This window comes from Thermogutta hypogea, from assembly GCF_055386265.1.
In genome coordinates, this window is record NZ_AP042425.1 from 3,087,380 (window position 1) to 3,101,114 (window position 13,735).

A 13,735-nucleotide genomic window follows, 5' to 3' on the forward strand; every position below is an offset into this window, starting at 1 on the left:
AAAAACAGGACTTTCGCCATGCGTTCCGATCAAGTCAAACTGGGGGCGGCCCGTGCGCCGCATCGCAGCCTGCTACGTGCCACCGGCGTGCAGGACGACGATTTTCGCAAGCCGTTCATCGCCGTCTGCAATAGCTATGTGGACATCATCCCCGGGCATGTTCACCTGAACGAGGTCGGGCAGTTCGTCAAGGAATGCGTCCGCGCGGCGGGCGGGGTGCCCTTCGTCTTCAACACCATCGGCGTGGACGACGGCATTGCGATGGGTCACACCGGCATGAAGTATTCGCTCCCCAGCCGGGAATTGATCGCGGACTGCGTGGAGACCATGCTCGAGGCCCATTGCTTCGACGGCATGATCTGCATCCCGAATTGCGACAAGATCGTGCCCGGCATGTTGATGGCCGCCGTGCGCTGCAACATCCCCACGATCTTCGTCAGCGGCGGCCCCATGGAGGCGGGGCGCCTTCCCGACGGACGCAAGGTCGATCTGATCGACGTATTCGTGGGCGCGGCGGCCCGGCAGGACGGAAAAATCAGCGAGGAGGAATTGCTGGAACTGGAAAAGGCCGGCTGCCCCACCTGCGGTTCGTGCTCGGGAATGTTTACCGCCAACAGCATGAACTGCCTATGCGAGGCCTTGGGGATGGCCTTGCCCGGCAACGGCACGCTGGTGGCCACCAGCGCCGAGCGACGGCGTCTATTCCGCCGCGCTGCCGAGCGGATCGTGCAAATGGTGAGGGATTTCGAGAAGCACGGCCCCGGCCGCGGGCTTCTGCCGCGGGAAATCGTCACCACGCAGTCCGTGGACAACGCCATGATCCTGGATATGGCGATGGGCGGAAGCACGAACACCGTCTTGCACATGCTGGCCATCGCACGCGAGGCCGGCATCGAATACGACATCCATCGCATCGACGAGCTGAGCCGCCGCACGCCGAACATCTGCCGCGTGGCCCCCAGCAGTCACTACCACGTGGAGGACGTCCACAATTCCGGCGGAATCCACACCATTCTGGGAGCCTTGGAACGCGGCCGGCCCGGTTTGCTGAACCTCGATTGCGCCACGGTGACCGGCAAGACCTTGGGCGAGAATATCGCCGCGTACGACATTCGCCGCACGACCGCCGCGCAAGAGGCCTTGGCCATGGCCGCCGTCACGGCTCGCGGAGAGCGCAACGTCCGCGGCATGAGCGTGGAACGGACGTTCGGCGACGTCCGCGAGCTGAAAGACGAGGAGTTGGGCTTCGATCCGTACGATTGCGTCCGCGAGGTCGAGAACGCTTACAGCCCGGAGGGCGGGTTGGCCATTCTGTACGGCAATTTGGCTCCTCGCGGCGCCGTCGTGAAAACGGCCGGCGTGTTGCCGCAGATGCTCCGCCACACGGGCCCGGCCGTCATCTTCGAGTCCGAAACCGAAGCGTATCAGGGGATCGTGAACGGCAAGGTCAAGGCCGGGGACGTGGTGGTGATTCGCTACGAAGGCCCCAAAGGCGGGCCCGGCATGCAGGAAATGCTCGCCCCCACCACGGCCATCAAGGGCATGAAGTTGGACGATAAGGTGGCGTTGATCACCGACGGACGGTTCTCGGGCGGCACGGCGGGAGCCTGCATCGGCCACGTCAGCCCGGAGGCCGCCGCGGGCGGGCCGATCGCCCTGCTTCGCCCCGGCGACATGATCGAAATCGACATCCCCAAGCGAACGCTCAACGTGCTCCTCAGCGAGGAGGAGCTGGCCGCGCGGCTCAAGGAATGGAAGGCCCCGCCGCCCCGATTCACCAAGGGCTATCTCGCCAGGTACACGCGAATGGCCACGAGCGCCGATACCGGCGCCGTCCTCCGTTGGGACTGATTGCGCCCCGCGGCCCGTCCATCCATCATCCGGCTCGCGTGACAATCGTTTTTGGGACGTAAGGTTCCGTCGGACCGAGGCGGAGTTCTGACGCTCCCTTCGCGCATTCCTCGATCTCGGGTGCATACCTCCATGTCCGATTCCCATGCCGATTTCGATGACCGCTCTCGCTCCTTGCTGCGCGACGGCGACGCCGTTCCCGACGATTTGGTCCTGCAAGGTCCGGGGCCCGAGGGCACGCTGCCGTTGAGCGACGAGCTGCTGCGCTATGAACCGAGCGGCCATGTTTTCGGGATGAGTCAAGACGCGGGCATGGGCTGGGATCCTGCGCGGACCGACGCCCCGCCGTACGTGATCCTGAGTACGATGGGCGGGTTGAGGGAGCCTTCGGGTCGCCCCATCGCCTTGGGATACCATACCGGCCACTTCGAGCTGGACGCTGCGGTCCGCGAGGCCGCCGAGGAGTTCTCCCGCGCCGGCGCGATCCCCCACGCCGGATTCTGCTCGGATCCCTGCGACGGTCGGACCCAGGGCACGCCCGGCATGTTCGACAGCCTCCCCTACCGCAACGACGCGGCCGTGATCTTTCGTCGCTTGGCGCGCTCCATTCCGCGGGCCAAGGGCGTGCTCGGCATCGCCTCGTGCGACAAGGGCTTGCCCGCCATGATGATGGCCCTGGCAGGGCTGCCGCACCACGCCTGCGCGATCATGCCGGGCGGAGTGATGCTTCCCACGACCGGACCGGAGAACACGGCTTACGTCCAGTCGCTGGGCGCCCGATATGCGAGGCAGGAAATCACCCTGGACGCCGCCCGATCGGCGGCATGTCATGCGTGCGCCTCACCGGGAGGAGGGTGTCAATTCTTGGGCACGGCCGCCACTTCGCAGGTGGTGGCGGAGGCCCTCGGCTTGACGCTCCCGCACGCCGCACTGTCGCCGTCCGGCCAGAGCATTTGGCGGGAATTGGCGCGGCGGACCGCCCGCGCCGTGATGTTGTTGACCGAGCGAGGCCTGACGGTCCGGGACATCGTGACCGACGACGCCCTGCACAACGCCATGGTCGTTCATGCGGCCTTCGGCGGCTCGACGAATTTGATCCTGCACTTGCCCGCCGTGGCTTTCGCCGCAGGTATTCGCCGTCCCGCTCTCGACGACTGGGAGCGGATCAATCGCCGGGTGCCCCGGCTGGTGGACGTCCTTCCCAACGGTCCCAACAACTACCCCACGCTGTTTGTCTATCTGGCCGGAGGCGTGCCCGAGGTCATGCTGCACCTACGTGACCTGGGTTTATTGCGGACCCACGCCTTAACCGTGACGGGGAGGACGCTGGGGGAGAATCTGGAATGGTGGGCAAATTCGCCGCGCCGCGCTCGATTACGAGAGCGATTGGAACGGGAGGCGGGCGTCAAGCCCGAGGATGTCATTCTTTCTCCCGATGCGGCCCGTGCGGCGGGCATCACCTCCACGACTTGTTTTCCGCGGGGCAATCTGGCGCCGGAGGGTTCCGTGGTCAAGAGCACGGCCATCGATCCCGGCTTGTTGGACGAACACGGCGTGTACCACAAAGTGGGACCCGCGCGCGTCTTCACCAGCGAGTCGGAGGCGGTCGCCGCCGTGAAAGGACAAGGGGATCGCCCCGTCCGGCCGGGGGACATCGTCGTGCTGATCGGGCGGGGACCGCTCGGCTCCGGTATGGAGGAGACCTATCAACTCACCTCCGCTCTGCGATACCTCTCATGGGGACGTGAATGCGCGATTCTGACCGACGCGCGCTTTTCCGGCGTGAGCACGGGAGCCTGCATCGGATTGATCGCCCCGGAGGCGTTGGCCGGCGGGCCGGTGGGAAAGCTCCGGGACGGCGACCGGATTCGGATCCGGATCGACACGCGACGTTTGGAAGGCTCGGTCGATGTGGTGGGCGACGCCGACGAGGCTTGGTCGCCGGAAACGGCCGCGGCGAAACTGGCCGCGCGGTCGCCGCATCCCGATTTGCGCCCGGACCCCCTCTTGCCGGAGGATACCCGGCTCTGGGCGATCCTCCAGCAATGCAGCGGCGGTCCGTGGTCCGGTTGCGTGTTCGATCTGGAGAAGATCCGGGCTAAGCTGTCGGACTGACATCCCGGCTGAGGCCTTCCGCGGGGCGCGGCCCGGGCACTTCAACCGGTCCGGTTTCTTCCTGCGGCTGGGGAGCCGTTTGTTCGCCGAACCGTCGGCGAAAGGCGTTTGCAATCAGGTCGGCGGCCGCCTCGTTGCCCCATCGCTCCATGTTCAGCACCAAGTCGTAGCAATGGGGATCGGCCACGTCACGGTGGAAGAATCGGGCGACGAATTCCCGGCGTCCCTCCTCCCATTCCCGGATCAGCCGTCGCGCTTCGGATTCGCTCACCTGGTGATCGCGGCGGACCCTGGCAATGCGAAAGCGTTCGGAAGCGACCAAGCGAACGGAAAGGCTTTTCTCGGCCGGCAGAATAAAATTGATTCCCCGTCCCACGAAGACCGCATGTTCGCGTTTGGCCGCCTCCGTGATGACCTTTTCCAGGCAGGTCAGGAACTTGTCGGTCGGAATGAGGTGGGCGTCCAACCACGTCCCCAGCATGTCGCGGATCCAGTTTCCCCGGGTTTCATCGACGGCCTCAAGCAGGGAATGTTCCACGCAATAACGTTCGGCGATGAGCTTGAGCACGTCCTTGTCGATGACGGGAAACCCCAATCGCTGACCGACCAGCAGGGCCACCTCCTCCGCCCCGCAGCCCGCCTCCCGAGAAATGACCACGTGCTCCTTGTAGCCGGGCGCGGGCGAATGCGGCCGATCGACGCGGAGCAGGTGCTCCGCCACTCGTTGGGCGACGTCCCAGCGTCGCATTTCGCGCTCGGCCTGGGCCGAGACCCTCGGTTCGCGCAAATCCGTCATGGCACCCCTCCCATAGGCAAGAGAAGAAAAACGGTCGCAATAGGCTATGTGATAGGGGAGACGAATCCCCCTCCGCCTTTCGCCGCTCGGTGCCGATGAGGCCGGATTCTCAGGCGCCCCTATTATACCATGGCGAAGCGAAAAGCCACGGAAAAATCTATGCGGAACCCGGGGTGCTCCGCGCGTCCAGCCACTGGATCAAGTCCGCCAAGACCGCATCTCTTTCCGGCTCACTGATGACCTCGTGGTACAGACCGGGATAGATGCGCAGCGTTTTGTCGGGCGAGGGGGATCGCTCGTGAAAATCCCGCGCTCCGGAGGCGGCGGAGAGCTTATCAGCCCCGCCCTGGAGAAAGAGATAGGGCAAGTCGAACTTGGCAGCCGCCTGCTCCAACTTGGCCGGCAAATCCAGGATTTCCACCGCCGTGCGGACAGGAAAGCGTCCGCGGTAGACCAGCGGGTCCTCACGGAGGGCCTGAATCACATCGGGATTGCGCGACACGGCATGGGCGCCCAGCCGTTCCGCCGTTCGCAGCCGCGCCAGGCGAAAGCCGGGCCACAGGTAACTGAGCAGGCGAGCCACGGAGCGGAGCGGAGGCAGGACCCGCGCGGCGATGCGGATGGGGGGGCCGCTCAAAACGGCGCCCCGAACCGGCGGCCGGCGCGTTGCCGCGTGAAGGATCAGCACCCCGGCCCCCATGCTGTGGCCGAAGAGGAAGTCCGGGACCCGACCGCGACGTTCTCGCCACTGATGAAGGACGCCGTCGAAATCTTCCACCAACGTCTCGATCCGCTCGATGTACAGCCGGGGGCCTTCCGAGCGACCGTGGCCCCGGTGGTCGATCATCTGCAAGGCGTATCCCGCGGCGTTGAGGCGAGCGGCCAACTCGGCGTATCGCCCGCCATGCTCCAAAAGGCCGTGCAACCCCAAGATCTCGCCGCGAATGGGGCCCGACGGCTCCCAGCGGCGGGAAAATAGAGTCGTACCGTCCTGGGTGATGAAAGTGGAGGTTGATTCGCTCATGGCGGCGGGCTTGCGATCGGAAGGCGTGCTGCGACAGCGACCGGGAACAGGCTTATTCGCCGATGATTTTAATCAATACCCGCTTGGGGCGTCTCCCGTCGAACTCGCCGTAGAAGATTTGCTCCCACGGCCCGAAATCGAGTCGCCCTTTGGTGACCGCCACGACCACCTCGCGCCCCATGATCTGCCGCTTGTGGTGCGCGTCACCGTTGTCCTCGCCCGTGCGGTTGTGTTGGTAGGCCTGCGGCGAGGGATCGAAGGGGGCGAGTTTTTCCAGCCATCGCTTATAGTCTTGGTGCAGTCCCGGCTCATCGTCGTTGATGAAGACGCTAGCCGTGATGTGCATGGCGTTGACGAGGCAGAGTCCCTCGCGGATGCCGCTCTTCTCCACGGCGGCTTGGACTTGCCGCGTAATGTTGATGAAGTCCATCCGCTGGGGAACGTTGAACGTAAGGTATTCCGTGTGCGATTTCATGAGAGGATATCCGTGACTGCCCAGCCGGCACTCTCGACCGAAGCCGGCGCGAAGCCCGCCGCCCTCGCCGCCCTAATCGCAAGGTACGGACAAAGGCCCCGGCACGCAAGTACCGGAGTTCGCGAGTGCAAGCCGGGGGAGCGGCGCGAGCCGTCGGCGTGAGCAGGCAGCGGAGCGGGCAGAAGGCCGTCGCCGGCCCGCACCGGCCGCGTCGAAGGAAACGGCTCCCACCCCCGGAGCCGCGGGGCCTGCACGCCTCTCATGCGTGGACCAGTTCCCGCGAAGCACGGCGGCGTTCGCGTGCCGCGGTCGTATCGGCCACCAGACGCATCGTCACCGCCCATTGGCCGTTCTCGTCCGGGCGAACCAACCAGTATGGTTGTACGGCGACCGACTGATGCACCAACTCGAAGCCGCCCTCCGATTGGCTGACCGTCTCGACGGGAAAGGCACGAATGCCGCCGGGAACGGAGATCAGCAGTCGCAGGTCGATCCCTTGCCAGCCGTCGATCAAGCCCAAGCCGGCGGTTTCGGCCAAGTGCACGCGCGTGCCGAGGTGCCCTAGCCGCTTTCCGAAGGGGTCCACGAAATAGCGATCCTCGGCCCCGCCGGGCAGACCCGCGAAATTGAACTCCACGGCGAATTGGCAGGCGAAATGGGGGGGAAGATTCTCCAGCCGATACGCGATCTCCAAAACGGAACTGCCTTCGCTGAGGAGGACGGCCTTGGTCAGCCGAATGGATTGTCCCGCCGCCGTGCCTTGTCGCGACATCATCACGCGAACGCGGTCGGGATTGGCGTGGATGGCGGCTTCGTAGGGCGCCGTGTGAAAATCGCTGACGAGAACGGCTTCGCCCGCTTCCACCGCCTCCGGCGTGGTATCCGGATTGAAGAACAGATCGACCAAGCTCTTGCGCGGGTAGCGATCGTAACGCACGTGCCGGTCGAGATTGGCCTGTTTGAAAACGACCCGATCATGAATGCTGGCGCAACCCGCGTCGCCGCGATGCTCGCCTTGAAGAACCTTCTGATGATAGGCCTCAGGCCGCCGCATGATGCCGGCTCCCAGGTTCAGCCGGATTTCACGGACGTCCAGCTCGTACATCATGCCGCCTTCATGCGGGGCCAGGAACGCCGCGAACTGATCGTTGGCCAGCCGGATTTCCGGCTTACCGTCGAAGTTGTAATCCTCCGCCCGGGCATCCACCCAGACCTCGCTTTGTCGGGACCACTTCTCCAGAATCGTGTCGGCGGCGATCAGGTGATGGTAGATCGCATTGCGGAGGTGCGGCAAGTAAATGCCGCCGAAAGCCCCATGCCAATAGGGGCAATTGCACTGGCCGCGGTACAGATGGAGCTGCGCCTCGCGAAGATCGGGATTGGCGGAATCCGCTTGCAGGGCCGATTGGAGGCGGCGGCTGACGTTCATCATGCGAGCGTACATTTCATCCGCTTCCCGGTACTTGACCCGGAAGTTCCGCCAGAATCCGCCCCGGAGGAAGGGCCGGATGCGGTGCCACCGCGGATCGTGCTCCATCTCACGGCGAACTGACTCCAGCTCCAATTGCCGGGAAACGGGCAACGCCCACTCCGTCATTTCGCGGTAGCTGCAATCCGGCAGATAGACCTTGCCCCGGGGAGCGACTTGGTCGTAAACCTCGCCCAAGGTGGACACGCGGAGCCAGTCGGCGTTGGCCGACAAGGCGTCGAAGAACCGCTCCAGCCAGCGGTCGTGATAGACGTGTTTTTGGGTCTCGGGCCAGGTGCCGAACTTTTCCCCGTCGTCGCCGAAAACGACCACGGCGCCGGGCCGTCGCTCCGCCAAAGCGCGGACGTGATCGATGGTAGCTTGCGGGTCGGCGAAGGGGATGGTGTAGCGAAGGCGTTCGCTGCCGGGAAAGACCGCCATCAAGCGACCTTCGTCCTCGGTCAAATAGTAACCGTCCAGCTCCTCGTCACGGAGTCCGGCGGCTTTGAAGTGGTAGTCGTCCAGCACGGCGTACTCGATTCCCGCGTCCGCCACGTCCCGCGTGAAGGATTGTTCCCACACGCGCTCGGGAAACCACATGCCGCGGACCTCGGCCCCAAGGCGATCGCGAAGCCACTTGGTATAGCGGCGAATCTGACCGATGCGATCCGCGGAGGGGATCATCGCCAGAATCGGCTCGTAAAAAGGACCGCCGATAATCTCGATCCGGCCTTCCCGAACCAAGGAACGTACCCAGTCGAGGTAGCCGGGTTGGTTCTGTTCCAGCCACTCCATCAGGGGACCGCTGGTGTGAAGGGAAATCTTGATGCCCGGATAACGAGCGAAGACCTCCAAAAAGGGTCGATAGCTGTCTTCGTAAGCCTGACGGAAAACGTGGTCGAAGTTGCCGATGGGTTGGTGATTGTGTAGGAGCAAAACGAGGTGGGCCGTCGGTGTCATCGCAGTTGCTTCACACGGGGCTAGGGGTCAGGGTGGTACCTTGCGAGCGGCACCTGCCGCAAGCAACCTCTCTTGTTATGGCATCGGCAATCTCTCGCTGGTCACTTCAGTTTGCCTAATCGATTCATCTTCAAATTTGGAGGGCCTTGCAAGGGTTTGCCTCAACTCCTGGGCCGCTTGTTCCGGATAAACCGGATTGATGTGGAACCCGCTTCCCCATTCGAACCCCGCCGCCCGCGCAAACGCCGGCAAGACCTCGATGTGCCAGTGGTAATGCTCCAAGGGCGGTCCGCCCAAGGGTGCGGTGTGAAACACGAGGTTGTACGCGGGCGGGCGGACGGCCGTTTCCACCGCCTTCAAAACCTTGGGCAGAACGTCGGCCAGGTCGCGGATTTCGTCGTCCGTAATCGCCGAGAAGTGCGATGCATGCCGGTTCGGCAGGATCCATGTCTCGTAACCGAATCGGGACGCGAACGGGCAAAAGGCTGTGAAGCGGTCGGAAACCAGGACGCCTCGGGGCGAGACGCCATCCGAACGCAACATCCGGCAAAAGACACATCGTCCCGATGCGTCAAACCGCGCCTTCGCTCCCTGCAATTCCGCCGCTTGAAGGGTGGGAATCATGGGCAGGGCGATGAGCTGGCTGTGCACGTGCTCCAAGGATGCCCCCGCCTCGGCTCCCATATTCTTGAAGAGCATGACCGACGACAGCCCGGGATGGGACTCCAAGGCCTGAAAACGCCGACGATACGTTTGCAGCACCAGGATGATTTCGTCCCCGGTCAGTTGCGTCAGACTGGAGACGTGCCGCGGAGATTCGATGATGACCTCGTGGATGCCCTGCCCCGGTCCGGCCTGGTGAAGTCCGTCGTCGCGGTCGGTGATTTCACCGCGTTCGGCCTCCCAAACGGCGGGGAATTTGTTGGGCACGACACGGATTCTCCAGCCCGGCCCGTTCGGCGACGAATGCGGTTCACGAACACATAGGACCTCACCGGGGGTCTCGCTCTCGTTCCCCTCACAGAACGGACACAAACGGCCGGCCGATCGCCGTGGGGCGATTTCGAAGTCTTGCGGGCGGCGGCCCCGGTTGTCCGCGATGATCACCCAGCGATCGACGACGGGATCTTTGCGCAACTCGGGCATGATGATCCTCAAGCAGGGAAATACCCTTATTATCCGCACCGTTTGCTTTTTGGGAACGCCGCTTCTATCCTGATCGTACCGCCGCCGGCAGCAAACCGCGCGTCGCTTTCACGCTCGACCGTGCCCCTTGCATCGTCGGAATGCAGGGGTGTCGGGATCTTCGTCTTGGCAAGCAACGCTTTACCGGGGACAAACTCAAGGAGCAACCCTGCCGTGGAGATTCTTGGAACCAAAGGTTTTCATCTGAATCGGGTTCGGCATTCGGCCCTTGGTGCGACGCTTTGCATGGGCTTGCTGTTCGCGGGGATGTCAAGGCCCTGCCGGGCGGAAGGGCAGGCCGTCCTGGACGACGCCTTGCCGGACGCCCGCCCGGTACCCATCCTCCAAGTCCTTCCTCTCCCGTACGATCAGGCGGCCTTCGTCTTGGCGGACGGCCGGGAATTGACCCGCTTCCATTTCGGTCCGCAATTGCAACGTCCGTTTCTATTTCCGCTGGCCGGGCCCGGCGGACGGTCGTTGACTCGAATGGGACACCCCCACGACCCCGTGACGCACAGCCACCACAATTCCGTTTGGATGTCCCATCAAAACCTGGCGGGCGAAGACTTTTGGAAGGACGGGCCGGGACCGCGAATCCGATGCCGCAACATCTTGCGCTACGAAGACGCGATCGGCGACGCCCTCGATTCCCCTGCCGAGGCGCGGCTCTTGGCCGACCTGGAGTGGACGGCCTCCGACGGTTCTCCCCTGCTGCGGGAACTTCGCCGCGTGGCCGTGCGAGTTGCCGTCCCGAGCGGGAGTGCGGCTTGGCTTCGCGACGCATCGGCCCCGCCGCACTTTCTGGTCCTTTGGGATAGCGAATTCCGGTGTCCCGGCGACGCCAGTGTCGTCTTCAACGCCACCCCGTTCGGCTTGATGGCCGTCCGCATGGCGAAAACGATCGGGGTACGGGACGGCGGGGGACGCATCCTCGACAGCGAAGGCCGCCGCAATGAGGCCGAAATCTTCCGAAAACCGGCCCGCTGGGTGGATTACAGCGGTCCGATCGGACCGGGCGAACGGGCGGGGGTCTCCCTCTTCGATCATCCCCTCAATCCCGGCCATCCCACGCCCTTTCATGTGCGAGATGACGGTTGGATGGGGGCCTGCCTGACGCTCAACGGTCCGGTCGAAGTGACCCCCGACAAGCCGCTGCGACTGCGTTACGGCCTATGGGTTCACGGCGGCGTCCCGAATCGGGAAGCGGTGGAAAGCGTCTGGCGGCCGTTCGCCGAGGAGCCGCTCCCCAGCCTGAACCCGTGACCCCAAGACCTTCAGCCGTGTCGCGTACCACGGCCCTGGGGCTGGAGGGGACTTGCAGCACTTAAGAAACGTGCCCGCCGCGGTACAAAAGTCGGTCAAGCGACCGAAAGCACTCGGAGCAAGCGCGCAAAAAAAGGCGCACGCCGTGTCGCTTGCGCCTGGGAACCGAAATCGAACCGAAATCGAAACTGCTTGGCCGCGGAGCTAAGCCGACGCATTCCTTGGAGCGCCGGGCCAAACTCCAAGAAAAAGGCTGGAGAACGAATTCCCGCGTCCGCCGATCGCTCGCCGCTGGATTAAAGAGACGCTCTAGAGGCAACTTGGATGAGGCTCATCACTCGTCTTTTTCCTCATCTTCATCCTCATCCCAATCATCGTCTTCATCTTCTTCATCGTCCCAGTCTTCTTCTTCATCCTCATCCTCTTCCTCTTCGTCCCAGTCACCCTCTTCTAATTCCTCATCCTCTTCATCCCAATCCTCTTCGTCCTCGTCCCAGTCCTCATCCTCTTCGTCCTCTTCCCAATCCTCATCATCGTCATCCCATTCCTCGTCATCATCGTCCCAGTCATCATCTTCTTCCTCTTCTTCTTCATCCTGGGCGACGACGAAGGGCAGGGTCGAGCCGAGCTTGTGCTCGCGAAGGGCCGGTCCGCCTGAACCGAGTTCACTCTCTAGAATCCATTCCGCCTTGACCTTGGTCATGATTTTCACGAGATCACCCCCGTACTGGTACTTGAGCCGTTACCGTTATGTGCTTGTCCGAAGGTCTTGAAGACCTTCCCGTTTACGATTGTTGCTGTACTTCGGGCGGGAAACCGGCCCCCCCGGAAATTTGCCGCACCACCGTCCCGGTTGCGGCGGAGCGAGTAAGTATACTGGCTATTTTTCGTCGGCAAAGCCCTCCTCACTTTTGTCCGGTTTCACCTCGGAAGACACCGTCGTGGAACGTTTTGAGACCGATGAACAACGATATTCGGGATAGGGCAGGTCGTCCAGTCCACGCAGCCCGAACAGCTCCAGGAAACGCGTCGTCGTACCGTAGAGGTAGGGACGCCCCAATTCCTCGGACCGTCCCACGACGCGGACCAGCCCGCGATCCATCAATTGTCGAATGATTTCGCCGCACTGCACGCCGCGGATGGATTCCAGTTCCGCCCGCAAGATCGGTTGCTTGTACGCCACCACGGCCAAGGTTTCCAAGGCGGGAGGCGACAATCGCAATTCGATCGGTTCCCGGTAGCGGCGGGTCAACCACGGGGCGAACGCCGCCCGGGTCCGCAATTGCAGCCCGCCGCCGACCTCCACTACGCAAAAGGCGCAGCCTTCCTCATCGTATAAGCGGTTGAGGCGTCGCACCAACGCCCGGACCAACGCACCGCTCTCCATGCCGGACAATTGCGCGATCTTTCGGATCGGCAACGGCTCCCGCGCTAGGAAAAGCACGGCCTCGATCCGCCGAATCTCCTCGTTTCTGGGGGCGTCGCCGGGCGCATGCTCGACGTCGTCGTCCGTGCCGGCTCGCACCGAACCGATACCTTGCCGCGCTCGGCCGCGCGACGTCTCGCGGATTCCGACGGTCTCCGCCCGACAACCCGTCCACAAGTTGGGGCGGAGCCACGGCATGGCATAGCGGTTGAAAATCATTCCGGATTTCGCATCGCGCGTCCGCTTGAAACACAGAATACAATCTAGCGCGCCGCCGACGGTTGGGCAAGGGTTCCGGCTCCCGCCGCGAATCCGCCGGAAAAAGAAGAGCGGCTCACATCCCCTGCCTTGCCTGGGCCGCCTCGATTTGGGAGAGGACTTGGAGCATCGCCATTTCGGGATGCTCCGCCACGGCCTCCCAGTGCCGCACCATCCCCGGCTGCCCGGCCACGGCGGTATCGCAATAGAAGCGATACAGGCGTCCGTCGGCTCCCCATTTTTCCATCCGGTAGTAGACGGCTCCCAACGACTGAAGCCGTTGCTCCAAGTCGGTGGTGGGCACTCCGGGATTGGGAGTCGGCGTCTCCGCGGAACTCGTCGCCGAGGCTTGAGGCGGCTCGCCGAACGAAGTCTGCCGGGTACCCGGCGGGGCATAACCCGGCCCAACCGAATTGCGGTCCGGCCAGCCTTCCACCGAAGTTTCGTATGACGGATTGCGGTACCCGGGTCGCAAGCCCTCCTCGACCGAACTTTGCCACGGCGGGTATCCCGCCGGGGACGATTCCCAGGCTCGGTCCGGGGTTGCGATGGCTTGGACCGCCGAGTCGCTGCCGCCGTCATTCAGTTGGAACCCGCGGCCCCAGCCTTCGGCCATGCCGGCGCTGCCCGGCTCCGCAAGGATGGGGGCTGACCGACCCTGCGTTTGGAGCGTCGCGTCCCGGTTCGTCGTTCCCAAAGACATCGGTGGTGTGCTTGCGGTTTCGTCCGAGGAGTTCGGGCGATGGACCTCCGCTGCGGCAGGCCCGCCGTCGTAGGCATCGGGCCAAACCAGCCGACACACGGACGGGAAGACGGCTGCCGTTACGGGAAGCACCACAAAAATCCCCAACAATAGCAGCCCGCGTAACGTCTGACCGAAGTCGTTCCGTGCTTCCAAAACCGAGGCTCCTTCC

At 63.7% G+C, this 13,735-nt stretch carries 11 protein-coding genes; 3 read left to right on the forward strand and 8 right to left on the reverse strand.

The annotated features are described in order from the left end of the window. Window positions 1-18: 18 nt before the first annotated feature. Window positions 19-1,851, forward strand: coding sequence for a dihydroxy-acid dehydratase (gene ilvD / locus ACZ5B4_RS11100; RefSeq protein WP_464911297.1), 1,833 nt, complete (start codon window positions 19-21; stop codon window positions 1,849-1,851). A gap of 132 nt (window positions 1,852-1,983) precedes the next feature. Beyond that, a complete protein-coding gene (locus ACZ5B4_RS11105; protein WP_464911298.1) occupies window positions 1,984-3,966 on the forward strand; it encodes a YjhG/YagF family D-xylonate dehydratase in 1,983 nt (660 codons plus the stop codon). Here ACZ5B4_RS11105 and ACZ5B4_RS11110 read toward each other — a convergent pair. The 5 genes from ACZ5B4_RS11110 to ACZ5B4_RS11130 all read right to left on the reverse strand — a co-directional run bounded on the left by ACZ5B4_RS11110 (window position 3,950) and on the right by ACZ5B4_RS11130 (window position 9,835). Continuing rightward, a complete protein-coding gene (locus tag ACZ5B4_RS11110; protein ID WP_464911299.1) occupies window positions 3,950-4,762 on the reverse strand; it encodes a cytidylate kinase-like family protein in 813 nt (270 codons plus the stop codon). The two genes, ACZ5B4_RS11105 and ACZ5B4_RS11110, sit on opposite strands and share 17 nt — an antisense overlap. A gap of 157 nt (window positions 4,763-4,919) precedes the next feature. Then, entirely contained in the window at window positions 4,920-5,786 is an 867-nt protein-coding gene (locus ACZ5B4_RS11115) for an alpha/beta hydrolase (RefSeq protein WP_464911300.1), read from the reverse strand. A gap of 52 nt (window positions 5,787-5,838) precedes the next feature. Then, window positions 5,839-6,261, reverse strand: a complete 423-nt coding sequence (locus tag ACZ5B4_RS11120; protein ID WP_464911301.1) for a secondary thiamine-phosphate synthase enzyme YjbQ — start codon at window positions 6,259-6,261, stop codon at window positions 5,839-5,841. 259 nt (window positions 6,262-6,520) lie between these two features. Continuing rightward, window positions 6,521-8,689, reverse strand: coding sequence for an alpha-amylase/4-alpha-glucanotransferase domain-containing protein (locus tag ACZ5B4_RS11125; RefSeq protein ID WP_464911302.1), 2,169 nt, complete (start codon window positions 8,687-8,689; stop codon window positions 6,521-6,523). Between the two features lie 75 nt (window positions 8,690-8,764). Continuing rightward, window positions 8,765-9,835 (reverse strand): galactose-1-phosphate uridylyltransferase, encoded by a 1,071-nt coding sequence (locus ACZ5B4_RS11130; RefSeq protein WP_464911303.1) that lies wholly within the window; start codon window positions 9,833-9,835, stop codon window positions 8,765-8,767. Between the two features lie 213 nt (window positions 9,836-10,048). On the opposite strand from ACZ5B4_RS11130, the gene ACZ5B4_RS11135 reads away from it, so the two are divergent. After that, on the forward strand, window positions 10,049-11,137 hold the full coding sequence (locus ACZ5B4_RS11135; RefSeq protein ID WP_464911304.1) for a DUF6807 domain-containing protein: 1,089 nt from the start codon (window positions 10,049-10,051) through the stop codon (window positions 11,135-11,137). A gap of 334 nt (window positions 11,138-11,471) precedes the next feature. On the opposite strand, the gene ACZ5B4_RS11140 is transcribed toward ACZ5B4_RS11135, so the two are convergent. From ACZ5B4_RS11140 to ACZ5B4_RS11150, 3 genes are all read right to left on the reverse strand, one after another. Further along, entirely contained in the window at window positions 11,472-11,849 is a 378-nt protein-coding gene (locus tag ACZ5B4_RS11140) for a hypothetical protein (protein WP_464911305.1), read from the reverse strand. A gap of 168 nt (window positions 11,850-12,017) precedes the next feature. Next, window positions 12,018-12,782 carry an SMC-Scp complex subunit ScpB gene (gene scpB / locus ACZ5B4_RS11145; RefSeq protein WP_464911306.1) on the reverse strand — a complete coding sequence of 255 codons (765 nt, stop codon included), beginning with the start codon at window positions 12,780-12,782 and terminating at the stop codon, window positions 12,018-12,020. 115 nt (window positions 12,783-12,897) lie between these two features. Continuing rightward, on the reverse strand, window positions 12,898-13,719 hold the full coding sequence (locus ACZ5B4_RS11150) for a hypothetical protein (RefSeq protein WP_464911307.1): 822 nt from the start codon (window positions 13,717-13,719) through the stop codon (window positions 12,898-12,900). Between the last annotated feature and the right edge of the window lie 16 nt (window positions 13,720-13,735).

Excerpts from the sequence above, each read along its gene's own strand:
- ilvD (WP_464911297.1), top strand. The coding sequence starts at position 19 with ATGCGTTCCGATCAAGTCAAACTGGGGGCGGCCCGTGCGCCGCATCGC.
- ACZ5B4_RS11105 (WP_464911298.1), top strand. The coding sequence starts at position 1,984 with ATGTCCGATTCCCATGCCGATTTCGATGACCGCTCTCGCTCCTTGCTG.
- ACZ5B4_RS11110 (WP_464911299.1), bottom strand. The coding sequence starts at position 4,762 with ATGACGGATTTGCGCGAACCGAGGGTCTCGGCCCAGGCCGAGCGCGAA.
- ACZ5B4_RS11115 (WP_464911300.1), bottom strand. The coding sequence starts at position 5,786 with ATGAGCGAATCAACCTCCACTTTCATCACCCAGGACGGTACGACTCTA.
- ACZ5B4_RS11120 (WP_464911301.1), bottom strand. The coding sequence starts at position 6,261 with ATGAAATCGCACACGGAATACCTTACGTTCAACGTTCCCCAGCGGATG.
- ACZ5B4_RS11125 (WP_464911302.1), bottom strand. The coding sequence starts at position 8,689 with ATGACACCGACGGCCCACCTCGTTTTGCTCCTACACAATCACCAACCC.
- ACZ5B4_RS11130 (WP_464911303.1), bottom strand. The coding sequence starts at position 9,835 with ATGCCCGAGTTGCGCAAAGATCCCGTCGTCGATCGCTGGGTGATCATC.
- scpB (WP_464911306.1), bottom strand. The coding sequence starts at position 12,782 with ATGATTTTCAACCGCTATGCCATGCCGTGGCTCCGCCCCAACTTGTGG.